Genomic DNA, 22,981 nt, shown 5'->3' on the forward strand with positions numbered 1-22,981 from the left:
TCTGCGCCGCGATCGGCCGGCAACCGTCCTTGAGGGGCTGGCGTCACTGTGTGTGGCCGCCGAGTTGGAGGCGCTGGCTCTTGCGGACTCTCCGTAGTGAGGCGAGCGGTCACGCCACTGGCCGGATCCGGTCACCGGTCGCCTGGCGCAGTGCGGCCTGGAGGCGGTCCCGGACTGCGGTCTGGGCGGCGATGCGCTCGTTGAGGACCGCCAGTCGCTCCACTGCGACCTGGATGCCCTTGTCAGACGGCGGCGTTGTGGTCATGTCTCCGTCCAGACACGGTAGGAAGACCTGCACGTCGTCCAGGGTGAGCCCGGCGGCCAAGAGGTAGCGGATGTTGTGGACCCGCACCACCGCCCGCTCGTCATAGACGCGGTAACCATTGAGGGCACGTGCCGAGGAGATCAACCCCGCCTGCTCGTAATGCCGCAGCGCACGGGCGGTCACCCCGGTCGCCTTGGCCAGCTCACCGATCTGCACTCACTCCCCCTCCGGGGTGCAATTCCTATCACGCCACCACCGCCCCGCCGTCGACCGGGAGTACGACCCCGGTGACAAACGACGCGGCCGGTGCGGCGAGCTGGGTAATCGCCCAGGCCACCTCCTCCGGTCGGCCGATCCGGCCCAACGGGGTGTGTGCCAGCTGCCACTTTCGGACTGTGGCCATCCGTTCAGGCGTCAGCCCCTGGTGCTCGCCGATCGGGGTGTCGATCGCGCCTGGCGCGACCGCCGCTACTCGAATCCCGCGAGGTGCCAGCTCGACCGCCCAACTGCGGGTCAGCGTCTCCAGCGCGGTCTTGGTCGCCGCGTAGACAGAGCTGCCCGGCCAGGCCCGCTGCCCCACCGACGTACTCACGTTGACGATCACTCCGCCCGACGCTTCCAGGGACGGCAGCGCGGCCTGGGCCAGCAGGATAGGTGCGATCAGGTTGGTAGCGATCAGCGGCGCGATCATCTCCGGCGTGAGCGCGCCGAGGGCACCGCTGTGCACGATGCCGGCATTGTTGACCAGCACGTCCAACCGGCCGTGCATCTCCAGCGCGGTCCGGACAATCAGCTCGGGGCCATCGGCGGCTGTGAGGTCGACCGCCAGCGGGGTGATTCGGTCATGCCCGGCGGCGGTCTCGTTGAGCGGTTCGGCCCGTCGTCCGACGGCGAGGACGTGTGCGCCCTCGGCGGCGAAAGCGCGGGCTGTGGCCCGGCCGATCCCGGTGCCGGCCCCGGTGACGGCGACGATCCTGCTGATCTGGGGTGTGGTGCTGCTGTCCATGCCGGCCATCGTTCAACCCTGCCGCCAGCGGTAAGGTCAAGCGGCGCCTGGTGGGCTTGTGATCAGCGGGTGTGGTCACCGGGCGCATAGTGACACCAGGTTCCTCCAGCCTCTTCGGCGAGCCGGGCTGTGGTTTCGCCGTTGTAGCCGAGCATCCGGGCGGTCACCGGAGCTGGGGCGGGCCCTGGAGGACGAGTTGGCGGATCGCCGATTGTGCGTCCTTGCCCGGTCGGGAAGCCCAGTTGGCGGAAGAGGAGCTGCAGGCGCTCCGGCTCGCCGAGCGGGAGATGACCGAGGCGCTGATCGGCAACTAGCGCCGTGTCCTGCCATGGAATGAACCATCAGGATCATCAGCTCCACGAGGAACAGCCGACAGCATGTCGTTCCTCTCGGCTTGGAGGAGCTTTACATGACTGCAGAACCGGAAGGATCGACCGCTCTTGTCACCGGCGCCACCGCCGGCATCGGCAGGGCCGTTGTCCTGCGCCTGGCAGCGTTGGGGGCCTCGGTCATCGTCCACGGGCGGGACGAGCAGCGAGGCGCTGAGACGGCCGAGCGGCTGCGGTACCTGCGGGACATGTTCACCAGGGCGACCGCCGACTCCTGCGCTCGCGCGGACCGCCACGCCGACCGGGGGCGATGTTGACGCAGGGCACCCAGTGCGCCAGGACGACCAGCAGGCGCACTGTCTGCAGCAGCCCGGACCCGCACCCTGGCAGGGAGGCCTTGACTCCTTCGATCGAGCCGATGGGGGCGTGAGGAGGAGAGCAATCGCCCATACCTGTGGATGAGCTGAAGGAAAATCGGGTTGTCGTTCACGTGTGGCAGGCCGAACGATTGCGCCTTGTGACGACTGCTGATGAGAAGCCGCTGTTCGATGGCGCCAGGCCGGTCGCGTTGGTGACCGGCGTCGGCCGGTCCATCGGAATCGGTGCGGGGATCGCCCGCCGACTGGCCGAAGCGGGCTGGAACGTCGCCTTCGCGTACTGGACGCCGTACGACGCGGGTATGGCCTGGTGTGACGAAGAGCGATAGATGGGATCGCAACGTTCAGTAGCCGGTGATCAGCAGCTTGCGAAGAAGGGTTGTTGGCCCCGATGACGGACGACAGGTGGCTCCGAAGGGCATCGGCTGGTCCTGCTCATGGGGGCAGGCCGCAGCCCGAACGCCGGCAAGGCTATGCGGCCGCTGATACCGGTCAGAACGGTCAAGGTCGGCTCGCCCACTGATCTGCTCTGTGGCTGGGGTTCGGCGAAACGGCGCGGGGCAGGGTCGAGTCCTGACTACGGTCTGGCCGTGCCGGTGGAGTTTCCGGAGGGACAGGTGACGGCCCAGGCCGCCTCGATCATCTGAAAGATCTCGCCCACCGCGGCCTGCGGATCGGCCGCCTCACGGGCCAGCGAATGGGCGTCGATCACGAACCTCGCGATCGCCCGGCAGGCCGTTGGGGTCCTTGACAGGTCGGGATCGGCGGCGATGGCCGTTGCCAGCGACTCCGCGTGGCGCAGCCGCATCGACTCTTCGTACTCCCGCAGGGCGGGTGATGCGTCGATCATGCGCCAGATCGGGGCGGCGCTGTCCGCCGTGCAGTGTCGCACCAAGGCCTGGATCTCGCGGCGCAGCGCCGGGACGAGCGGCTCGTGCGGCGCCCGGTCGGTGACCGCCCGCGCGAGGCGCTGCTCGAAGTCTTCGTCCTGGTCGAAGACCAGGGCCTCCTTCGAGGCGAAATGGGAGAAGAGCGTGGTGACGGCCACGTCGGCCTCGGCGGCCACGTCACGGATGCCCACCGCGTCGTACCCGTGCTCCAGGAAGAGCCGCAGGGCGGCGTCAGCGATCTTCTGGCGGGTCGCGGCCTTCTTGCGCTCACGGCGTCCGATCGGCACGGTCATGCCCTCACAGTATCAGGTACGAATCCATAACCGATTCAAAACCCTAACGGTTAGTGTTATGTTCGGCGCATGAAGAAGGTGAGCTTCGCCGAGTTCGGCGGTCCGGACGTTCTGCAACTCATAGATGCCGAGGATCCTCACGCAGGCCCCGGCCAGATACGCATTGCCGTACGGGCGGCAGGCGTGAACCCCGTCGACTGGAGGCTTCGTGAGGGCCAGGTCCTGGGGGCCCATCCGATCGAGTTGCCCGCCGGAGTCGGGCTGGACGCCGCCGGGGTGGTGGACGAGGTCGGTGAAGGCGTCGAAGGGGTCGAGGTCGGTGACCGCGTGTTCGGCGAAGGCGCGAGCACGTATGCCGAGTTCGCCGTGCTGTCGGCCTGGGCCCGTATGCCCGAGGGCCTGACGTTCGAAGAGGCGGCCGGCTACCCCTCCGTGGTGGAGACCGCGCTGCGCATCATCCGCGAGGTCGGTGTGCGGTCCGGGCAGACGCTGCTGGTCAGCGGCGCGTCCGGGGGAGTCGGATCGGCGGTGCTGCAGATCGCCCGCGACCGCGGCATCACGACGATCGGGACCGCTGGGGCAGCGAACCAGGACTATCTGCGCAGCCTGGGCGCCCTCGCCACGACATACGGCGAGGGCTGGGTCGAGCGGGTGCGGCAGCTCGGCCATGTCGACACAGCCCTCGACCTGGCCGGCTCGGGCGTGATCCGCGAGCTCGTCGAACTGACCGGGGACCCGCAGAAGGTGGTCTCCATCGCCGATCCCGGTGCGCCGGAGCTCGGTGTCCGATTCTCTGGCGTGGCCGGGAGCGTGCCGGAAGCGCTCGCCGAAGCCGTCGGCCTCATCTCGCGGGGAAAGCTCCACATCCCGGTCGAGAAGTCGTACGCACTCGCCGAGGCCGCGGCGGCGCACATCGACAGCCAGGCCGGTCACACACGCGGGCGGCGGGTCCTGGTTGTCTGAAAACCAGACTGTGCGTCGTCCTCAAACAGAAATTGAGGACGGCGCCGGCCAGGATCCCGCTATTTGATCGGAAGACAGCGGGCCCAGGTCGCAGCGGGGCCAACAACCGACCGGAAGGGCCAACTATCGGTCGACGTCACGCCTGGGGCATCGAGACTGACGCCGCGGACACGATCGCAAAGACCCCGGGGCGCCGACACGGTGGCGATCGAGGCGGACCTCGCCGATCCTGAAGCCCCAGCCCGAGTCTTTGACCCGGCCCAGAGCCGTCTCGGCCACCTCAGCGCCTTGATGATGTGCCACTGCGAGTCGGCGGAGTCCGGCCTGGTCGACACGACCCTGGAGAGCTTCGACGGCCACTTCGCGGTCAACTCTCGTGCCTCCTGGCTGCTGATCCGTGAGTTCGGCCGACGCTTCCAGGGCACCCCAGGAACCGGACGGGTGATCGCCCTCACCAGCGATCACACCGTCGGCAACCTGCCCTACGGGGCGAGCAAGGGCGCACTCGACCGCATCACCCTGACCGCTGCCCACGAACTCGCCCACCTCGGGATCACCGCCAACGTGATCAACCCCGGCCCGGTCGACACCGGCGGGATGTCCGACGACTTCCGCGACCACCTACTGCGCCAGACACCGACGGGACGTCTGGGCAGCCCGCAGGACACCGCCCACTTGGTGGACTTCCTGTGCTCACCGCAGGGGCAGTGGATCAACGGACAACTCCTGAGGAGCAACGGTGGTTTCGCCAGCTGACCGGCCTGACTATGCGGCCTCCTCGCGCTCGGCCAGGACGCCGTTCTTGAGCCTGGCGCCGGACCGGACCAAGGCGACGAGGTGGGCTCCGATGATCGCCCGGCAGCGGTCCCGGGCGGACTCGACGAGCTTGAACACCATCGCCAGGGCGGCGGCCGGGCTGCCGGCCCCGCGGGTGACCTTCGTGCGGAGCTTGACCGTGGAGAAGGTCGACTCGATGGGGTTGGTGGTCCGCAGGTGGACCCAGTGCTCGGCCGGGAAGTCGTAGAACGCCAGCAGCTCGTCCGAGTCGTCGGTGATCTTCGCGGCGGCCTTGGGCCACTTGGTGCCGTAGGTGCGGGCGAACTGCTCGATTGCCTTGTCCGCGTGGGCGCGGTCCTCGGCGTTGTAGATCTCCTGCATCGCCTTCGTTGCGCCAGGCTGTGCGGACTTCGGTAGGCAGTTCGTGATATTACGGGCTTTGAGAACCCAGCAGCGCTGATGCCGGGCGGCCGGGAACACCTCGACCAGCCTTCCACAGGCCCATCGTGCCGTCGCCGATGACCAGCTCGGGGTCGCGCATGCCGTGGCGGCGGCAGTCCCGGAGCAGGTCGGCCCAGGACTCGGTGGACTCCCGCAGCCCTTCCGCGAGTGCGATCAGTTCCTTGGTGCCGTCCAGGCGGACGCCGAGCAGGACCAGGACGCACGAGTGGGCCTGACCGAGCCGGACCTTCGGGTGCACACCGTCGGCCCACACGTAGACGAAGTCGGTCTGCGACAGGTCCCGCTGCTGGAAGGCCGCGTGGTCGTCCTGCCGCTGCTTCGTCAGCCGGGTCACTGTCGCGGGCGACAGGCCGGCCGTGCCGCCGAGGAACTGCTCCAGCGCGGGCACGAAGTCCCCCGACGACAGTCCGTGCAGGTAAAGCAGCGGCAGTACCTCCGAGATCTTCGGCGACTTGCGGCACCAGGGCGCCAGGATCTTCGAGGAGAACCGCTTGCGCTCGCCGGTCGCATCCTCGACGAGGCGGTCGTTCACCCGCGGAGCCCGCACCTCGACCGGTCCGGCCGAGGTGACCACGGTCCGGGCGGCTGCGTCCCGCCCTGGAACTGACCCACAAGTCCTGAGCATTGCTCTGAGGAGGAGCCCCTCGGGTTGTAATCCGCTCTGATTCGGCGTGATGTGGTGGTTGAAGCGCTCATCCGAGCGGCCCGGCCAGCGCGCGCGTGGGCTTCGGTCCGGGTTCTGGTGGGGGTGAGTATGTGCGACACGGGTGTCTGCCATCGGAGGCGTCATGCTTTCCGTTCCACGCTGCCATGCCTCACCATGGCATTTGTCCTTGTCTTCGGTGCCCTGATGAGCGCCTGCACCAGCGAGCCTCAACCACGAGGACCGGGGCATGATGGCCGGTCCTGGACATCGAGAAGTGACGCGCACGGCCCTGAGCGGGATCAGCTGACGGCGCCGAGGGCGGCGCTGATGCCGGCGATGACCGCACCGCCGATCGCGATGGAGACGAATGAGCGCATGACGGGTTGGGGCGGCGCTTTGGGCGCTGCGCGGAGCCGTGCCGGAGGGATCGGTTACCGCTCGAGGAGTTCGGCCAGCATGGCGCTGGTGGCTGGGTCAGCCGGTAGGAACGCCTCAAGTCGTAGTTCGGCGATGGTGACGTCTATAGCGGTGCCGAAATGGGTGAGCGTGGTGATGAGCGTGAGCTCCCTGCCGTCGGTCGGATCATGTGCTCGGAGGCGCAGAGGTACGGCGAAGCCGAGGTGGTGCGGTGTCTCGTGCGGACGTGGTGGTGCCAGGCCGGTGAGTTCGGAGGCCAGGCGTTGGAGTTGGTCGTCTGGGTTGCGCACGCTCTCGGCCTTGATGCGGTCGATGATGTGCCACGCCCACTCGGCGAGGTTGACGATGCGTGGCGCGAGGCCCTGCGGATGCAGCAACACCCGGGGAATGCTTACCGGCGGTGCGAGCAGATGCGGGGCCGCACCGGCGGTGAGCGAGTGGAAGGCGGCGTTGGCCGAGACGAGGTCACCGTGCCGGTCGACGACCACCGCCGGGTACGGCAGGTGGCCGTGCAGGATCCGTTCGAGGGCGGTGCGAATCGGTTCGAGCTGGGGGTCGTCCAGGCGGGTCTGCGGGTAGACCGGTGCGAATCCGGCTTCAAGAAGCAGGTCATTGCGCTCGCGGATCGGCACCTCCAGGGCTTCGGCCAGCCGGATGATCATTGATCGGCCGGGGGCTGACCGTCCGCTCTCGATGAAGCTGATGTGCCTCTGTGTGGTTCCGGCACGCACGGCCAACTCCAACTGGCTGACGCGTCGCCGAGTGCGCCACTCACGCAACGCGCCGGCGAGCCCGCCTCTGGTCGGTTCGATGAACACTCCTCTTGTGTAACCCACTTGGCTGCCCGCCCGCGATTCCCTGCGAGGAATTGCCGCGTCACGGCCGGCGGCTGCACGGTCGTTGCCGCACGCCGAGCACGCGCAACCGAGGGGAACAGCCATGGCGGACATCGACATCCACGACCACACCGACCGCTACGTTGCCGTGTGGAACGAACCCGATGCGGAGCGACACCGCGTCGCGATTCGCGAGCTGTGGTCCGCCGACGCGGTCCATGTGTTGCGACCTCCCCGGGAGAGCCTGCAGACCGCTGATGGGCTGGGCTTCGACCGTCTCGTTTTGGAGGCGCGCGGGCACCACGCGTTGGAGTTCCGGGTGACGCGCGCCCACAAGGAGTTCGTCGCGCCGGGCACCTTCGTCTTCCGGTCGCGCGGCAACACCGAAAGGCTCCACGACGTCGTCAAGTTCAACTGGTCGATGGCGCCCCAAGACGGTGGTGAAATCGCCGGTGTCGGGCTGGAGATCCTCTTGCTCGGCCCCGACGGCCGCCTCGTCAGTGACTACCAGTTCATCGAAGGGTGACCGAAATGATGGCAATGCTCCCATCGATGGTGCGCAGTTACCACGTCAGCACCGGCGCCGGTATCGATGGCCTGTCGCTGCGCACGCACGAACCACGCACACCCAAGGTGGGGGAGGTCGCGGTCGCGGTCCACGCCACCTCGCTCAGCTTCCGCGAACTTCTCGTACTACGAGGACGGTACGTGCTGCCCGTGAAACCGGGCGTCATACCGGTCTCGGACGGTGCGGGCGAGGTCGTCGCCGTCGGGCCGGATGTCCGGCGGGTGCGCCCAGGGGACCGCGTCACCGCCGCACTGTTCCCGCGGTGGCTGGACGGCCCGCTGGAACCGGCATACCTGCCGCAACTGGGTGGCTCGCTCGACGGAATGCTGACCGAGTTGGCGATCCTCCCCGAGGATGCCCTCGTGCCCATCCCCGACCACCTCTCCTACGCCGAGGCGGCAACTCTTCCCTGCGCCGCCGTCACGGCATGGAACGCCCTGACCGGCGACGGCCGCGGGACCCAGCGCGGACAGACCGTGCTGGCCACCGGATCGGGCGGTGTATCGCTGTTCACGGTGCAGTTCGCCAAGCTTCTGGGCGCGAGAGTAATCGCCACGACAAGCCGCGCGGACAAGGAACAGCGCCTTCGCGATCTCGGAGCCGACGAGGTCATCAACTACCGCGACATCCCGAACTGGCACACCGCAACCCGCGAACTCACCGCCGGACGAGGGGTCGACCGCATCGTCGACACCGCCGGGACGCTGGAGCAGTCGCTGAAGTCGGTGGCCGTCGACGGGCACATCGCCTTGGTGGGATCCGTCTCCGGCAACTGGCCACCGGTCGACCCTCGTCTGCTGTTCGGCGTCGCCGCTACGGTCCGGGCGTTGGCCGTCGGCAGTCGCTCTCAGTTCATCTCAATGAACAACGTCATCACCGCGCATCAGCTCCGACCAGTCCTCGATCAGGTGTTCCCGTTCGAAGAAGCCGTGGCAGCGTTCCGGTACTACGAATCGGCCAGCCCGTTCGGAAAGGTAATCATCAAGCTCAGATAGCCTGCGAGCGAGCGTGGCAAAGGGAATCCCGCGCACGCGGGAGCTGGTCGCCGACAGAAAGCTGACGATAGGAGACCCAGAGCGGCGCAGCCGTGCCGTGCATCCGATCGGCGGCGCCGCCTTCGCCCACATGCTCAGCGGCAACGACCTACCCACCGGCGAGTGGCGGGACCGGCAGGCGCCACCACCACTCGTCGGCGGTCCTGGTCCACGGCTTCCACGACGAAGGCGGTCTGGAGCGTGGGGGCGCCACATAGAAGGCTGCGTCCTGGCGAGGGTGCCCCCTCGTCGCCCACCCGGCAACGTGCACATCCGTACCCGCGACGCGGACGCCGTCCCCGCTGGCCGCCACATCTGCAGCACCGGCCGGCAGCGTGCCGCCCGCTCGGGAACGCGATGACGACCACGAAAGCCGGGGCAAGCACGGACGGGGGAAAGACAAGAGACAGCACTCCGACGAGACGCCCCCCTGCTGCAAGCCGGCCCGGCGGCGTTGATCGCAGCGCCGCTCGTCTGGAGGTGAGGTACAGCCGAGCTTGAGCGCGCGGCGCCCTCCTAACACGACCCAGTTCATCGGATCCGCAGCGACGCGCCGTCACGACGCTATGAGCAGGCATCAGAAAGTCACCTGGAAGGCCTAATAGTGTGTCAATATGCCTTGGACGTCACTGAAATGATACTTCGTCAGTTACCGATGAGACCCGGAAAATACCCTGTTCGGAGCCCAAAGGCTGATCTCCCGATATGCCAGTCATGTCAGCTGTAGGTAATTTCGTTCACGAGCCGGTCCGACGGGCCGGCGCCTCTCTGTGCGACAGGAGATCGTGAGATGAAGCTTCGTTCGACCGTGGTCACCGCCGCTGTGTCGGCTGCCGCAGCTCTGGCCGCGACCGGCATCACGTACGCCTCGGCCGCCTCCGCTTCGGCGCCCCAGGAGGTCCCGGCCGCCGTCGCCACAGCAACCAGCGGCAACGGGCAGAACAGCAACAGCAACAGCAAGGGCAACGAAGGCAACAACAGCAAGGGCAACGAGGGCAGGAGCAACGACCGGGACGACGACAACGACGGCCGGGGCGACGACGAGGGCCGTATCCAGATCAACGAGCGGTCGTACTCCACCCACCCCGGCGACTGCATCACCGTGGTCAGCGGCCTGGGCGCAAAGACCCTGAACGTCCGCAACGAGAGCCGCAAGGCCGTCGAGGTCTTCCGCGGGGCCGTCTGTGACAACGGCGCTCCCATCGCCACCGTCGGCCCGCACAGCTCCAGCTACGGCGTGGACCCGGGCTGCGTAGACGGCATCGACATCGACGAGGGTGTGGTGGCCAGCTTCCGGGTGGTCAAGCGCCACCACGACGAGTACTAGGCCGCGGACACCCGCATACTGTGGAGCCCCGGCCCGCCGGAATCGGGCCGGGGCACCAGTTTGACCCATGTGCGTAGCGGTCACGTCCCCCACGGCCCTGCCGGTACCGGATCCCGGGCGCGCGTCATCCGGTGTCCGTGCGGCCACCCCTTGCCTTCACCGGCCCGCCGCCTGCGGTTTTGTGCCCGCCAGTGCGTATTCTCAGGCCGCCGCCACGGGTATGTGCCCGGCGCTTTCCCGGCCCGCAAACGGGTGACGAGTGACATGAGCCTTCACCTCGTGGAAGGCGTGGGCAACAGCACCTACGTCCTGGACCACCTCGCCGTCACGCTGACCCCGGCGCTGCCCTGGCTGGGACACCAGGCTTGCTGGGAGGTGAACGGCCACCTCAAAGAGCCCGTCGACCTGACCCGGGGCACCTGCAAAACGATCATGAAATTCCGGCCTGTGAAGATGCTCGAGAGAAACTGCACACTGGCCGACCTGCTCGAGAGCCTGGGCGCGAGGCTTTCGGGCGACCCCAAGCCGGCTGCCGGACCCCGGCAGCAGACATGGAACCTCCGGCTCCCCGAAGCGATGCCGCTGGCCGAGCGCCGAATCCGTGAAGGCTCCAGGGCCACCGCGCCCGCCGCACCACGCACCCATCCCGCCGCAGAACAGGTTCACCAGGCCCACACCCCCTCCGCTCAACAGCACGTACGCCAGCCTGACCGCCCCAGACAAGGCCACCGACGCACCCGGCCACGTGCATCCGCGGTGGATGCCGTCGGTGGTGGCGGCCACGATGGGCGCCTTGCTCGGACCGCGTCCTGCGCCGCGCGGACCCGCCTCGCGAGCCCGGTGTCCGGGGCCGAGCGCCCCGCCCTGCCGATGATGACCGTGTACACGTCCTCCAATAGCGCCGTGCAGAACCTCACCGAGGGCCTGGCTCGGGAGTTGCAGCCGCTCGGCATCAAGGTCCTAGTGGTGGAGCTGGCCGGCTTCAGCATCAACTTCACGCCGAACTCGGCGATGCCCGCCAAGTCCATCGCGGACTCCTACGCGCAGATGGCCGAGTTCGAGAAGCAGGCCGTGCGCGGCGACCTCGTGAAGTCGATGTCCGCCATCGCCGACCTCATCGGCACCGATGAGCCACCGCTGCACCTCTCGGTGGCCACCGTCGGCCTGGAGATGGTCCGCGGCCACTTCGCCCCGCTCCTGGAGGAGTACGCCCGCTGGGAGTCCGTCACGGCCACGACCGATTGTCCAACCGATCACCGCTGCATCACCAGGTCATACCGCTCCGCCGCCCTTGCCGCCGGGCAGCGGTGCGCCGTTACTCTCGCGCGCACCCGCGCAGAGCAGAGGCGATCACGTCCTCCAGCCCTGACTGGACCAACTCGGGCGGCAGGCTTCGGCTCACAACCCCGCATTCGCGCACCGGTGCCTCCACGATCACATCATCACCCGTGGGCCGGTCACGAAGAAGGAACCGCTATTCGAGCAGTGCCCGCACTCCATGGTCCCTGCGCTCTGCGACTTCCACACGCCGAACCACCTCAGCGAAGCCCAGCTCCTCGAGGCGAAGTACCGTCTCCGACGTATGCGGTCGGCAACCCCGCTGACCGACGACGAACAAGCCGCCGTCGACGGGGCAACCGATTCCATTCTGTGGGAGTGTGCCTCAACTCAGCTTGGCTGGCAGCGATCTCCTCGCCTGCGACAGGGCTGCCGGTTTCGGTGACGAGACCGAACACATTCCGATAGGAGTTCTCACCCCGCCAAGATTGGGGGCAGCGGTTCACGGGCTGCGTGCCAGGCAGGGGGAAGGGCGGCGACGCCGGTGCGGGCGGCGATGACACCGCCCGCGATAGCGCAGGTGGTGTCGATGTCGCCGCGCCCGGCGACCGTGAACCACAAGCCGTCGTGCAGGTCGTCGAGGTGCCCCGCGGCGCACCACAGGGCGTACGGGACGGTATCGGGCCCCGACATCTGGTAGCCGGAGCCCAGGACTTGTGCGGCGTGTCGGACCGAAGTGTGCGCCGGCATCCGCGCAGCGACCCGTATCCCTGACCGGACGTCGCTGTCAGGGAGCCGCTCGGCGACTGCCCGAAGGAAGTCCGATCTGGCCGGGGCGTTCCCGCCCCGGCTGCGGGTGGCCAGCGCTGCGGCCACGGCGACCGCCACCGCTGCGGTGACCGCCTCCGGATGATGGTGCGACACCGCACTCTGACGGGCGGCCTGCTCAGCGACCGCATCGAGATCGGCGCAGTGCCAGGCACCCAGCGGAGCGACGCGCATGGCCGCGCCATTGCCCCAGGAACCCTGGCCGCCGAACTGTCCGGCGACCACCTCCTGCCAGGGCTCGCCCGCACCGATCCGGCGGAGCACGTCATGCATCGAGGCCCCGTACCCGCGGTGCGTGTCCTCTGCGTAGGCCGCCGCGAAGCGCCGGGCGAGCCGGCCCTGGTCGACCGTGCCGCCGCCCTCGACGAGTTCGCGCACGAGAACGAGCGCCTGGGCGGTGTCGTCACTCCACCGCCACAGCGGCTCAGAGGGCAGCGTGCGCGCCTCCAGACTCGCCGGACCCTCCCGGCGCAAGATGCCGAACCAACGGTCACCGAAGGCATCGCCGAACGCGAGCCCGCACAACGAATCAAGCACAGCAGTGGGGACAGTGATCACCGGGACAGTTTCGCAGCACGACGACGCTTCCGCGCCCCGATCGACAACGGCGGATACTGGCGTACCTTCCTACCAATCATCGGAGGCTGAAGTGCAATTGATCGGTTTCTATCAGGAAATGGATCCACGGTATTCCCCATCTTGGGGTGGCTCCGTGCCCCCGCCTGAATCGGGTGCAGGCTCGTACGCGGTCCGAGACATCGTCAGCTACCTGAAGTCCGGCTATCCCATCCTCGACGTGACGGAGTTGACCACTGATGTCATTGGTGGTGCCTTTCGGGTGCCGGGCGGATCGTCCGTCCTCACGGACGGGCAGTATGTATGGCGAGAGGACTTGGCATGGTACGTCGAGGGATACAATATCGACCTTCCGCGGGAATTCCTGGAGACTGCTCGTAGTCATGGCTTCCGCACACCGCCAGCCGACCATGAAGCATTGCTCAGTGTCTCCCTCGAAGTGAGCCGAGCGCTGGGGTTTCAGCAAAAACCATGAGAGGGACGCTGAACAGGGACTTCCCACGTTCTCGCAATCGCAGGAATGGCCCATGTCACGGTAGGCGATGAGTTGATCAGGATGTGCTCCCCGCGCCCGTGGGGGATGGTTGCTGAGAGCTGTGCAGCCAGACGTGCAGCAGGATCACCCCGGGTGGCAGTACCGGTGAGAGCCGGGAGGGCACCGTCGTCACACCGAGGCCGCCGGTGACCAGCTGGAGCTTCGTCAGCCAGTCGCGGAGTGGATGATGCGCGGTCGTCCGGGCAGGCCGGGCCGGACGCCGAGCAGCGGCTCGAAGTTCGTTGACGGGGTGGCGAGTCACGCGGCGTCGACCAGCCCGTCGACGTGCGCTGTGGTGCGTCCGGCGAACTCTCCGGTCGTTGGTACCGCCCGTGATCGGGAGTTACACCGAATGTTTTACAGTCCGCCCTCGGAGGCTGCCTCACTGGCACCGGCCTCCGATGCCAGCCGCCATGACGGCATCACGCACTGAATGCGGTAGTCGGAGAGCCCTTTCGGTACTCAGATGTGCTGCATCCAGATATTGGGCTCTACGTAGGTGCCCAGATCAGCGGAGCGGTCGAGCTTTAGCAGGCTCAGCCCTTCAGGGATGACGTAGCAACCCGTTTCGGGGAACACCATGCTGGTCCACCGCTCCCACTCAGCGATCGTGCCGGTCATGGTTTGCGACTGGGGAGCCGCTGCGAGAATGCGGGCGCCCAGGCGCTGGTGCGTCCGGATCCATGGATCCAGGGCCATACCGTCCTGGCGGGTCCACCTCATGAAGGCCTCGATGGACGTGAGTGGGTAGCGGGCTTTCAAGGTCGGGCGGACCGGTGCTATGACGCGCGGCCATCCTGCGTCCGCGGCGAGCTGGCGCAGCGCCTTGAGTGTCTCCCCGGCCAGGCCGCGTCCTTTGAGTGACGGGGTGACGATTGCCCCGCAGATCACCAGGGTGTCGGGTTCGACGCCTTGTTCGCGGCCCTCCACGGCGCGGATCGTGGCCTGGGTGTAGCCAGTCGGGAGTGTCTCCGTTCGCCCATCCCACCGGATCGGTATACGCCAGCCGGTCGCGACAGGCATGCCGTGGTCGTCCACCAGCATGAGATCAAGGTCGGCGAACCACTCCCTGATCCTGCCGATGTACTGCTTGGCCAGCCGATCGGCTGTGATGAACTCCGGGAAGCCCTCGCGGAGCCGGACGTGGCCGCTTTCCTAGAGGCGGAGGCCGACCGGGGCCGGCCTCTCGGTCAGCTGCCTCAGGCCTGAACAGTACGGCGACTCGGGGCTCGGCTGATGACCGTCATCGTTCCCACCAACTGCCCACCCGGCCTGAGGGCGCTTTCTCACCCGCTGGCTCCCCCAGGCGTGGCCTCGGCGTCTGACGGTCACGTGCTCCCCGCACCCGCGGGGATAGTCCCCGCAGGGTGGGCATCTGATGGCACCACTCTTCGTGCTCCCTACACCCGAGGGGACGGCCCCTCGACGGAACCGAGGGACATGGCCGGGCGCCTCTGCCGGTGTGCGGCGTCCCGGGTGCCGGCGGGCCGCTCAGCGCCGCAGGTAGGCGAGGACCGCGAGGACCCGCCGGTTGTCCTCCGCCGACGGGGCGATGCCGATCTTGGCGAAGATGTTCGCGGTGTGTTTGGCGACGGCGCTCTCGCTGAAATGGAGGGTGGCGGCGATGGCGGTGTTGGAGCGGCCCTCGGCCATGAGTTCCAGGACGTCGCGCTCGCGTGGGGTGAGGGCGGAGATCGTGCCGCGGGCCTCGCCGCGCGCCAGCAGGCGTCCGATCACCTGCGGGTCCAGGACGGTGCCGCCCGCGGCGACGCGGCGTACGGCGTCGATGAACTGGCCGGTGTCGGTGACGCGGTCCTTGAGGAGGTAGCCCACCGCGCCGTCGTCGCTGGAGAGGAGTTCGTTGGCGTAGAGCTGGTCGACGTACTGCGACAGGACGAGCACCGGCAGGCCGCGGTGGTGGCGGCGGGCTTCGAGGGCGGCCTGGAGGCCCTCGTCGGTGTGGGTGGGCGGCAGGCGTACGTCGACGACCGCCACGTCCGGCCGTTCCTCCAGCAGGGCGCGCAGCAGGCCGGGGCCGTTGTCCACCGCGGCGACGACGTCGAAGCCGTGCTCGGTCAGCGTGCGGACCAGGCCGTCCCTCAGCAGGAAGAGGTCTTCGGCAAGGACGACACGCACGGGATCTCCAGGGTCACGGTGGTCGGGCCGCCCTGCGGGCTGTGCAGGACGAGGGTCCCGTCGAAGGTAGCCAACCGCCCGCGGACTCCGAGCAGCCCGGTCCCCCGGGAGGGATCCGCACCACCGCGGCCGTCGTCGGTGATGGTGACGCGGAGCCGCGGCCCGTCGACGCCCGTGTCCTCGTGCACCAGCAGCACGCCCACGCGGTCGGCACCGGAATGCTTCGCCGCGTTGGCCAAAAGCTCGTTGACGGCGAAGTAGGCGGCCGACTCCACTGCGGCCGGCAGCCGCACGGGGATACGGACGTCGACGTCCACATCGAGGAAGCTGTCGAGGGCCAGGGAGCGCACGGCATCGCCCAGGCCGCGGTCGATGAGGACCGGCGGCTGGATGCCCCGGACCAGGCCGCGCAGGTCCTCCAGGGCCCGCCCGGAGAGCTCGCGCACCTCCAGCAGTACCGCCCGGGCGGCCGGCGGATCGTCCTCCAGCAGCCGGGTCGCGCTGTCCAGGCGCATCCCGAGGGCGACGAGCCGCGCCTGGGCCCCGTCGTGCAGATCCCGCTCGATCCGCCGCAGCTCGGCCGCCTGCCCCTCCAGCACCTCGGTCCGGCTGTCCGTCAGTTGCCCGACCCGGCGCTGGAGCTCGGTGACGCGCGGGGCGGCGAGCAGCCGCCGTCCCCACCGCGCGTGCAGGCGCAGCACCAGCGGTGCGAGGAGCAGCCCCGCCGCCGTGAAGCCGAGGCCCAGCACGAGCGCCGCGAGCATCAGCCCGGTGCTGTGGACGGGCACGAATGCGTACCAGTTGCCGTCGTCGAGGAGCCGCCACGCGAACGGCTGTACGAGCGCCCCGAACAGCCCGTACACCACCAGGGACGGCGGCACTGCCACCAGCAGGCCGCCCACCAAAGGCTCCAGCCACGCCCAGGACAGGTCCCGCCACAACCCCGCGTCGGCCAGGACCGCGCGCGCCCCCGCGGCTCGGGGAAGCGGATCCGGTGCGGTGACTCGCACCCCCGACCACCGCTCCGCCCTGTGCCGGGCGATGTCACCGCACCGGCGTAACGCGCCCGAGGCGGGCGGCAGCAGCCACAGGCCCAGACCGACGGGCAACAACAGCAGCGCACCCACGACGCCCGCACCGGCCGCCACCACCCGCAAGCCCAGCAGACCGGCGAGATGGCAGCGGCCGACGGCGGCCAGGTGGTGGAAAAGCCCCGTACGGAGCGCGGCGGATCTCGAACTCATGTCCCGTGCAGAGTAGTCGCCCCGGGCACCGCCCTCGCCGCTCTCCGACCGGCCCGCAACGAGACGGCGACCACCGAGGCGGCCACCGCCAGGCAGGACAGCCCGAAGCACACCATGGGCAGGACCGCACCCGACTCCTCGTCCAGGAACAGAAGCAGCCCGATGTTGACCAGCGCGTGGAAGCCGCCGGCGAGCAGCAGCCTCCGCCATCCGCCCGTGCCCTCCAGCGCGACACCCAGGACCACCGACATCGCCACCGTGGCCACGAGGAACCCGGCGGCGTAGAGGGGCGCCTGCGCGAACACCTGCACGTGCCAGGCCCCCCACAACACACCCACCACCACCGAGGAGGCGACCGTCCCCAGCCGGCTGCGCAGCAGCGGCAGGAGGAAGCAACGCCAGCCCGCCTCCTCCCCACAGGCCCCCACCAGCTGCGCCACCACGATCAGCGCGAACGCGTGCTGCAAAGACCCGGGCGACGTGAAGGGCACCACCCCGCGGACCGCGTAATACCCGAGCACGCAGAGCGCGACGATCAGCCCGGCCGCACCGAGCAGCACCGCACCGCCCAGGGAGCGGGGACCCGAACCCGCCCCGGCGGCACCCCGCAACAGCTCGCGCGTCCGCCGGCGCCGGTACAGCGCGACCACGCCCACCGCTAGGGCCGGCCCGAACTGGGTCAGCTGCACGACCTCTTCCGGTATGCCGGTCGCCGGCTGCACCGCCCCCAGCGCTCCGGCCGCCACGGAGGCCACGACAGAGAACACGACCACCGTGCCCCACACGCCGCCCCGCCGCTCCGTCCGCCCCGCGAAGTCCGCACGCATGCCCCCCATGAGCACCTTCCTCTCCCTGGTGATGAATCAGCACGCGGAACACGATGCCGCCCGGCGCCCGGCAGGCCACTGCACCTGGCAACCGGGCCGGGGTGGACCTGGATACACCCCACGCACCGCGCCCTACGCCGAGGTACGCCTGGCCGCCCCGGACACCCCGGAGCCGCCCTCCCCACCGAACCTGGCCACCACGCCGTGCCCGCCGCGGCGTCGGTACGCCAGCCAGACGCCCACCACCACGACGGCGCTCGCCGGCCAGGTCGCGCTGCTCAACGGCCCGGCAAGCACCGGTTCTACGAACGCGCCCGTGACGTTGCGCCGCTGCTGCGCGGGCAGCGCTGCGGCAGCCCGGCGGATACCGTCGATGCGGCTCTGCCGTGTCAGGACGGCGGGGCTGGGGGCGGCCCCTTCGCACGCGCCCTGGTACGGGGGCCGCCCCGACCTCTGCGCGCCAGTCGGACAATGAGCGCCCGCGCGCCCTCGGACACGTTCATCGCGGACAGGGCGATGCCAGCTGCGCGGCAGCCCCGGGCGATGGCGGCGCCGTCCCCTCCCCCCGGACCCAGCCTGCGCCCGGCTCGGCAACTGGGGCCCCGCGCAGGTGCAACCTCACGGTCGAGCCGCACCTGACCTACCTGGGCGAAAGTGAGAGCATCGACCCGGCCGCGGTGTACGAAATCACCTATGAGATCCACGGTGACGAGTCCGGCCCGGTCATCGAAACGGCCGAGCTGACGGAGCAGACCAGCCTGAACTACACGCCGTCCATGATCAGCACCACCTCGGCAGCGACGAAGGTGTCCGTAGAGATCACGGACGTGTCAGCACAGAGCAGTTGAGGCGCCTAAGGGAGGTCGCGCCATGACGCCGCCTGGATTCTCCGGGCGGGGCCCTGGAGCCCGCTGAGACTCAGCCATTGGGGGTGGGGGGGGGGGGGGGCGGGGGGCCGCCCCCCCCCCCCCCCCCCCCCCCCCCCCGCCACGCCGCACGCGGCGCTTCCCAGTACAACGCTCGCAGCATCCAGTGACAGCCGTACAGAATCCGGGCGCCGAGCCACAGCTCCAGCCACAGCAGGTAGAGCGTGACCTTGATCGCAGCCACGCCCAGGCCGAGGAAGCCTCCCACTGCTGGCAGTACCGGCATGGACACGCGTAGAGGGCCGATCCCGCCGGACAGTCGAACCCCCGTCACACCCCCAACGGGCGCCCCCTCCCGCGTGCCGTGACGCGGATGGTACCCATTGGCGTCGGCGCACCCACCCCGTTCACTTCGAACGCACGGTCACAACACCGTCATGCCGCCTTCACGATCCCCGCCCAGCCGCCACGATCGCACGCATGAAGCGAACCGCCCTCACCACTGCCACGGCCGCCGTACTCCTCGCCGCGCTCACCGCATGTAGCAGCAAGACCGCCGCCACGGACGCCGCCGGAAAGCCCGCCGCGCCCGCTGCCCAGGCGAAGCCACTGACTGCGAGCGGCGCCTTCACAAAGCTCTCTGCGAGAGTCGCCCCGGCGAAGCTGTCCGGTACCGTCACCGCTGCCAACGACCCCGACCACCTGCTGGGCCGGCCGGGCCAATACACGTCGAAGGTCACCTTCTCCGACAGCCGGATCAAGGCGGCCGACGTCGAGTACACGCACAAGGGCGATGTCGAACGCGGCGGAGAGGTGGAGGTGTTCGGCAGCCCGACGGACGCTGAGGCCCGCGCGAAGTACATTCGGGCCGTCACGAAGAGCATGCCCGCGCTGGCCGAGTACGACTACGTCCACGGCACGGTGTTGGTCAGGGTCTCCCACTACCTCACCCCGCAGCAGGCGGCCGTGTACAAGGCCGGGCTCAACGGGCTGAGTTGAGGTCGACCATGAGGGGATCAGTCGCCGTCGCTGCAGCCGCGACCCTCGTTAGCTGTGTCAGCGAGGCCCCCAGCACCAAACAGAAGGAGTGCGCCGACGCGGGGGTGCCCGACCAGCGGCCTCGGCTGGACCACGTGCAGCGTGTCCTTCCCGCCGGCACGGGGGTGTTCCGACGGCGACGACCTCGCTGGTCGTCTGGTAGCTGCAGTAGTCGGCGTGCCGCCCGTTCCTCGGCGTGCTCTGCGAGCTGGTGTTTTCCGCCTGGCGCGTGAGGGCCCGGCGCGACTTGAGGCGCGACCAGAGCCGCGCTGTCGCGGTGAACGAGCCGCCGCCCCCCGGCCGTTCCCGTCCATCACGCACGCCACGTGCCCGGGCGTCGGACGCTTCTCGGAGTCCGTGTTCCGCGGAGGAACGGAACCGGAACCCGTGTCCGACGCGGCGGCAGCCGGCGGCGATTCACTTTCGGCACGCGCGTCCGAGCCGGGACGTCGTGAGTATTGACATGTACATGCCTCAGTATTACATTGCGGCAGTACTCCAACCTGGTGCGTCTCCCAACGCCCTCATGGAGAACGTAAATCCTGAGACAACGTTGTCAACCACCCGTGACCGAACCTCAGGAGGCCAGACCACCATGTTCCCGACTCCAGCCGGCGAGCACCTGCCCGGCGAGCACTTGCCCGGTGCGCGCAGACGTCCGTCCCGCACGCATCGCGTCCGCATGACCCTGGGGAGTACCGTCGGCGCCCTCCTGCTGGGCGCCTACGCCCTGCCCGCGCCCGCCGCCTGGGCGGCGGCACCGACGAGCACGCCCCAACTCGTCTCATCACCCGCCGACTTGGTCAACCCCTTCATCGGCACCTCGAACGACGCGAACGACTTCCCTGGCGCGGACGTGCCCTTCGGCATGGTGCAGTGGAGCCCCGACACCTCGTCCCGGCCGCCTGGCGGCGGTTACGAGTACAAGGACTCCTCGATCACGGGGTTCAGCCTCACCCACCTCGCGGGACCCGGCTGCGGCGCGGCAGGCGACATACCCGTGCTGCCCACGGTGGGCGCCGTCGACAACGCGGCGACGGCCTCCTTCTCGCACGCCGACGAATCCGCGACGGCCGGGTCCTACAAGGTGGCCCTCGGCAACAAGGTGACCACCGAACTCACCACGACCACACGCAGCGGTATGGCGCGCTTCACGTTCCCCTCGACGTCCCAGGCCAACCTGCTGCTCAAGCTGTCACACAGCCAGAACGGCGCGTCCTCGACGCAGTTCGACGTCGTCTCCGACACAGAGGTCCGCGGTCAGGTCACCAGCGGGCGGTTCTGCGGGGCCGGGAACACGTACACCGTCTACTTCGACATGGTCTTCGACCGGCCGTTCTCCTCCAGCGGCAGCACGCTCGCGGGCGCGACGCCGCTCCGCCCACCGACCGCCGCCCGTTCCGGCCGGCACGACGCCGACCAGCCGAACAAGCCCCGGCTGCACGGCGCGATGCCGAAACGCGCCTCCCACGCGGCGGCGCGCGATTCGGGCGCCGCGGCGCAGGCCGCCGCATCGAACGCGCACGTCACCTTCGACACCCGCAGCAACCCGGTCGTGCAGGCCAAGGTCGGCATCTCCTACGTCTCCGCGGCCGGCGCGGTGGCCAACCGCACCGCCGAGAACCCCGGATGGAACTTCGCCGACGTCCGCACCGCGGCCCACGCGGCCTGGGACACCACCCTCGGCAAGGTGCGGATCGCCGGCGGCACGGCGGACCAGCAGACCATCTTCTACACGGCGCTCTACCACTCGCTGCTCCACCCGAACGTCATCAGCGACACCAATGGCCAGTACTACGGCTTCGACGGGAAAACACACACGGTCGACGCCGGACACAGCGCCGCCTACGCGAACTACTCCGGCTGGGACATCTACCGCTCCCAGGCCCAGCTCGAGGCGCTGGTCAGTCCCCAAGTCGCTTCCGACACGGCCCAGTCGATGACCGACGACTACGTGCAGACCGGAATCTTCCCCAAGTGGTCCGAGTACAACGGCGAGTCCTACGTCATGGTCGGTGACCCGGCGGCCGCGATCCTCGCCGACTACTACGCCTTCGGCGCACGGAACTTCGACACCTCGACGGCACTCTCCGGACTGCTGAAACAGGCGAGCACCGCCAACAACGACCGGCCCGGGGTGAACTACTTGGACAGCCCGGGCTACGAGCCGCACGACGGCAGCTACGGCTGCTGCAACTTCTACGGCCCCGTCGCCACGACACTGGAATACGACACCGCGGACTTCGCCCTCTCCGCCTTCGCGGGCGCCCTCGGCGACACCCGCAGCCGGCAGACGTACGCCCATCGCGCGCAGGACTGGCGCAACGTGCTCGACCCGGCATCCGGATTCGTCCAGCCGCGCAACGCCGACGGCTCCTGGACCGGCGGTTTCGACCCCACCTCCGGGACGGACATGGTGGAGGCGGACTCCTGGATCTACTCGGGCATGGTGCCGTTCGACGTGGCAGGGCTCGCCACCGCCAAGGGTGGCGACAAGGTGATGGGCGACTACCTCGACACCGTGCTGCGCAGCTACACCGGAGCCAACGGCTACGCCTGGGTGGGCAACGAGCCGAGTGTCGAGCTGCCCTGGGAGTACGACTACATCGGCAAGCCGTACAAGACCCAGGCGGCCGTGCGCTCGATCCAGGACCAGATCTGGTCGAACACCCCGGCAGGACTCGCCGACGGCAATGACGACCTGGGCGAGATGAGCGCCTGGTACGTGTGGTCGGCCCTGGGCATGTACCCCATGACACCCGGCACCTCGGACCTCGCCCTCGGCTCACCGCTGTTCTCCCAGGCCGTGGTGACGCTACCGTCGGGCAAGACGCTGACGATCAACGGTGACGGAGCCGCGGACAACGCGCCCTACGTCCAGTCCGCGACCTTCGACGGGGCAGCGTGGAACAACGCCTACGCGCCCACGACCGCGATCGCCTCCGGGGGGACGCTGAACTTCACGCTCGGCACCGGCGCGAACACCGGCTGGGCCTCGGCCGCCTCCGCCGCCCCGCCCTCCTACCCCGGTGACACATCCGCCCCGGCGAAGCCCCGGGTGGGTCCCGTGACGGCGGGCGTGAACTCCGCGCTGTGCGTCGACGACGCCGGCTCGGGCACGGCCGACCACACCGCGATCAGGCTGTGGAGCTGCAACGGCACCTACGCCCAGGACTGGACGATCGCGACCGACGGCACGCTGCGCACCCTCGGCAAGTGCCTCGACGTGTCGAACAGCGGCACGACCGACGGCACCCTCGTCCAGCTGTACACCTGCAACGGCACCGGCGCCCAGAAGTGGACGCTGGGTTCCGACGGTTCCCTGAAGAACCCCAACTCCGGCCGCTGCCTGGACGATCCGAACTCGTCCACGACTCAGGGCACCCAACTCCAGATCTACACCTGCAACGGGACGGCCGCGCAGAAGTGGACGCTGCCGCCGGCCTGACGCTCCGCTCTCCGG

20 protein-coding genes and 3 pseudogenes are annotated in these 22,981 nt (G+C 69.1%); 12 read left to right on the forward strand and 11 right to left on the reverse strand.

What is annotated here, in order from left to right:
• Positions 1-109 precede the first annotated feature (109 nt).
• Positions 110-481, reverse strand: a complete 372-nt coding sequence (locus tag ACIBA9_RS29665) for a MerR family transcriptional regulator (protein WP_399367781.1) — start codon at positions 479-481, stop codon at positions 110-112.
• A gap of 28 nt (positions 482-509) precedes the next feature.
• Positions 510-1,280, reverse strand: a complete 771-nt coding sequence (locus tag ACIBA9_RS29670; RefSeq protein ID WP_399367783.1) for an SDR family NAD(P)-dependent oxidoreductase — start codon at positions 1,278-1,280, stop codon at positions 510-512.
• A 400-nt stretch (positions 1,281-1,680) separates the two neighbouring features.
• On the opposite strand from ACIBA9_RS29670, the gene ACIBA9_RS29675 reads away from it, so the two are divergent.
• Both ACIBA9_RS29675 and ACIBA9_RS29680 read left to right on the forward strand, forming a co-directional pair.
• A complete protein-coding gene (locus tag ACIBA9_RS29675) occupies positions 1,681-1,917 on the forward strand; it encodes an SDR family NAD(P)-dependent oxidoreductase (protein WP_399367785.1) in 237 nt (78 codons plus the stop codon).
• A gap of 200 nt (positions 1,918-2,117) precedes the next feature.
• Positions 2,118-2,288: pseudogene (locus ACIBA9_RS29680) on the forward strand (short-chain dehydrogenase); the annotation flags it as partial.
• Positions 2,289-2,554: 266 nt separating this feature from the next.
• On the opposite strand, the gene ACIBA9_RS29685 reads toward ACIBA9_RS29680, so the two are convergent.
• Positions 2,555-3,160 (reverse strand): TetR/AcrR family transcriptional regulator, encoded by a 606-nt coding sequence (locus ACIBA9_RS29685; protein ID WP_399367788.1) that lies wholly within the window; start codon positions 3,158-3,160, stop codon positions 2,555-2,557.
• A gap of 69 nt (positions 3,161-3,229) precedes the next feature.
• Here ACIBA9_RS29685 and ACIBA9_RS29690 point away from each other — a divergent pair, with 69 nt between their 5' ends.
• Entirely contained in the window at positions 3,230-4,123 is an 894-nt protein-coding gene (locus tag ACIBA9_RS29690; protein ID WP_399367790.1) for an NADP-dependent oxidoreductase, read from the forward strand.
• Positions 4,124-4,324: 201 nt separating this feature from the next.
• Positions 4,325-4,879, forward strand: coding sequence for an SDR family oxidoreductase (locus ACIBA9_RS29695; protein ID WP_399367792.1), 555 nt, complete (start codon positions 4,325-4,327; stop codon positions 4,877-4,879).
• A 9-nt stretch (positions 4,880-4,888) separates the two neighbouring features.
• On the opposite strand, the pseudogene ACIBA9_RS29700 reads toward ACIBA9_RS29695, so the two are convergent.
• Together ACIBA9_RS29700 and ACIBA9_RS29705 are read right to left on the reverse strand one after the other, a co-directional pair.
• Positions 4,889-5,942: pseudogene (locus ACIBA9_RS29700) on the reverse strand (IS256 family transposase); the annotation flags it as partial.
• Between the two features lie 497 nt (positions 5,943-6,439).
• A complete protein-coding gene (locus ACIBA9_RS29705; RefSeq protein WP_399367794.1) occupies positions 6,440-7,243 on the reverse strand; it encodes a helix-turn-helix domain-containing protein in 804 nt (267 codons plus the stop codon).
• A gap of 121 nt (positions 7,244-7,364) precedes the next feature.
• Here ACIBA9_RS29705 and ACIBA9_RS29710 point away from each other — a divergent pair, with 121 nt between their 5' ends.
• The 4 genes from ACIBA9_RS29710 (at position 7,365) to ACIBA9_RS29725 (ending at position 11,936) form a co-directional block, all read left to right on the forward strand.
• On the forward strand, positions 7,365-7,787 hold the full coding sequence (locus ACIBA9_RS29710) for a hypothetical protein (protein ID WP_399367795.1): 423 nt from the start codon (positions 7,365-7,367) through the stop codon (positions 7,785-7,787).
• A gap of 5 nt (positions 7,788-7,792) precedes the next feature.
• On the forward strand, positions 7,793-8,824 hold the full coding sequence (locus tag ACIBA9_RS29715) for an NAD(P)-dependent alcohol dehydrogenase (RefSeq protein WP_399368066.1): 1,032 nt from the start codon (positions 7,793-7,795) through the stop codon (positions 8,822-8,824).
• Positions 8,825-9,653: 829 nt separating this feature from the next.
• The gene (locus ACIBA9_RS29720) at positions 9,654-10,190 is read left to right on the forward strand and encodes a hypothetical protein (protein ID WP_399367797.1); all 537 of its coding nucleotides are present in this window, start codon (positions 9,654-9,656) and stop codon (positions 10,188-10,190) included.
• A 264-nt stretch (positions 10,191-10,454) separates the two neighbouring features.
• Complete coding sequence (locus tag ACIBA9_RS29725; protein WP_399367798.1) at positions 10,455-11,936, forward strand: hypothetical protein; 1,482 nt, start codon at positions 10,455-10,457, stop codon at positions 11,934-11,936.
• 6 nt (positions 11,937-11,942) lie between these two features.
• On the opposite strand, the gene ACIBA9_RS29730 is transcribed toward ACIBA9_RS29725, so the two are convergent.
• Positions 11,943-12,854, reverse strand: coding sequence for an ADP-ribosylglycohydrolase family protein (locus tag ACIBA9_RS29730; RefSeq protein WP_399367799.1), 912 nt, complete (start codon positions 12,852-12,854; stop codon positions 11,943-11,945).
• Between the two features lie 91 nt (positions 12,855-12,945).
• Here ACIBA9_RS29730 and ACIBA9_RS29735 point away from each other — a divergent pair, with 91 nt between their 5' ends.
• Positions 12,946-13,347, forward strand: a complete 402-nt coding sequence (locus tag ACIBA9_RS29735; RefSeq protein WP_399367800.1) for a hypothetical protein — start codon at positions 12,946-12,948, stop codon at positions 13,345-13,347.
• A gap of 130 nt (positions 13,348-13,477) precedes the next feature.
• Here the strand turns inward: ACIBA9_RS29735 and ACIBA9_RS29740 are convergent.
• From ACIBA9_RS29740 to ACIBA9_RS29760, 5 genes and pseudogenes are all read right to left on the reverse strand, one after another.
• Positions 13,478-13,737: pseudogene (locus ACIBA9_RS29740) on the reverse strand (LysR family transcriptional regulator); the annotation flags it as partial.
• Positions 13,738-13,869: 132 nt separating this feature from the next.
• The gene (locus ACIBA9_RS29745; protein WP_399367802.1) at positions 13,870-14,451 is read right to left on the reverse strand and encodes a hypothetical protein; all 582 of its coding nucleotides are present in this window, start codon (positions 14,449-14,451) and stop codon (positions 13,870-13,872) included.
• Positions 14,452-14,898: 447 nt separating this feature from the next.
• Positions 14,899-15,543 carry a response regulator gene (locus ACIBA9_RS29750; RefSeq protein ID WP_399367804.1) on the reverse strand — a complete coding sequence of 215 codons (645 nt, stop codon included), beginning with the start codon at positions 15,541-15,543 and terminating at the stop codon, positions 14,899-14,901.
• Positions 15,507-16,787 carry a histidine kinase gene (locus tag ACIBA9_RS29755; protein WP_399367806.1) on the reverse strand — a complete coding sequence of 427 codons (1,281 nt, stop codon included), beginning with the start codon at positions 16,785-16,787 and terminating at the stop codon, positions 15,507-15,509. The genes ACIBA9_RS29750 and ACIBA9_RS29755 overlap by 37 nt, the downstream gene beginning before the upstream one ends.
• Positions 16,784-17,623, reverse strand: a complete 840-nt coding sequence (locus ACIBA9_RS29760; protein ID WP_399367808.1) for a CPBP family intramembrane glutamic endopeptidase — start codon at positions 17,621-17,623, stop codon at positions 16,784-16,786. Before ACIBA9_RS29760 ends, ACIBA9_RS29755 begins: the two co-directional genes overlap by 4 nt.
• A 668-nt stretch (positions 17,624-18,291) precedes the next feature.
• Between ACIBA9_RS29760 and ACIBA9_RS29765 the strand changes: the two genes are divergently transcribed.
• The 3 genes from ACIBA9_RS29765 (at position 18,292) to ACIBA9_RS29775 (ending at position 22,966) form a co-directional block, all read left to right on the forward strand.
• Positions 18,292-18,462, forward strand: coding sequence for a hypothetical protein (locus tag ACIBA9_RS29765; RefSeq protein ID WP_399367810.1), 171 nt, complete (start codon positions 18,292-18,294; stop codon positions 18,460-18,462).
• Positions 18,463-18,960: 498 nt separating this feature from the next.
• On the forward strand, positions 18,961-19,479 hold the full coding sequence (locus ACIBA9_RS29770; protein WP_399367812.1) for a hypothetical protein: 519 nt from the start codon (positions 18,961-18,963) through the stop codon (positions 19,477-19,479).
• Between the two features lie 721 nt (positions 19,480-20,200).
• A complete protein-coding gene (locus ACIBA9_RS29775) occupies positions 20,201-22,966 on the forward strand; it encodes a lectin (RefSeq protein WP_399367814.1) in 2,766 nt (921 codons plus the stop codon).
• Positions 22,967-22,981 lie beyond the last annotated feature (15 nt).

Source organism: Streptomyces sp. NPDC051452, assembly GCF_044454765.1.
Lineage (GTDB): Bacteria > Actinomycetota > Actinomycetes > Streptomycetales > Streptomycetaceae > Streptomyces.

Coding starts and splice junctions, on each gene's coding strand:
- ACIBA9_RS29670 (WP_399367783.1), bottom strand. CDS start 1,280: ATGGCCGGCATGGACAGCAGCACCACACCCCAGATCAGCAGGATCGTC.
- ACIBA9_RS29675 (WP_399367785.1), top strand. CDS start 1,681: ATGACTGCAGAACCGGAAGGATCGACCGCTCTTGTCACCGGCGCCACC.
- ACIBA9_RS29685 (WP_399367788.1), bottom strand. CDS start 3,160: ATGACCGTGCCGATCGGACGCCGTGAGCGCAAGAAGGCCGCGACCCGC.
- ACIBA9_RS29690 (WP_399367790.1), top strand. CDS start 3,230: ATGAAGAAGGTGAGCTTCGCCGAGTTCGGCGGTCCGGACGTTCTGCAA.
- ACIBA9_RS29710 (WP_399367795.1), top strand. CDS start 7,365: ATGGCGGACATCGACATCCACGACCACACCGACCGCTACGTTGCCGTG.
- ACIBA9_RS29715 (WP_399368066.1), top strand. CDS start 7,793: ATGATGGCAATGCTCCCATCGATGGTGCGCAGTTACCACGTCAGCACC.
- ACIBA9_RS29720 (WP_399367797.1), top strand. CDS start 9,654: ATGAAGCTTCGTTCGACCGTGGTCACCGCCGCTGTGTCGGCTGCCGCA.
- ACIBA9_RS29725 (WP_399367798.1), top strand. CDS start 10,455: ATGAGCCTTCACCTCGTGGAAGGCGTGGGCAACAGCACCTACGTCCTG.
- ACIBA9_RS29745 (WP_399367802.1), bottom strand. CDS start 14,451: ATGCTGGTGGACGACCACGGCATGCCTGTCGCGACCGGCTGGCGTATA.
- ACIBA9_RS29755 (WP_399367806.1), bottom strand. CDS start 16,787: ATGAGTTCGAGATCCGCCGCGCTCCGTACGGGGCTTTTCCACCACCTG.
- ACIBA9_RS29760 (WP_399367808.1), bottom strand. CDS start 17,623: ATGGGGGGCATGCGTGCGGACTTCGCGGGGCGGACGGAGCGGCGGGGC.
- ACIBA9_RS29770 (WP_399367812.1), top strand. CDS start 18,961: ATGAAGCGAACCGCCCTCACCACTGCCACGGCCGCCGTACTCCTCGCC.
- ACIBA9_RS29775 (WP_399367814.1), top strand. CDS start 20,201: ATGACCCTGGGGAGTACCGTCGGCGCCCTCCTGCTGGGCGCCTACGCC.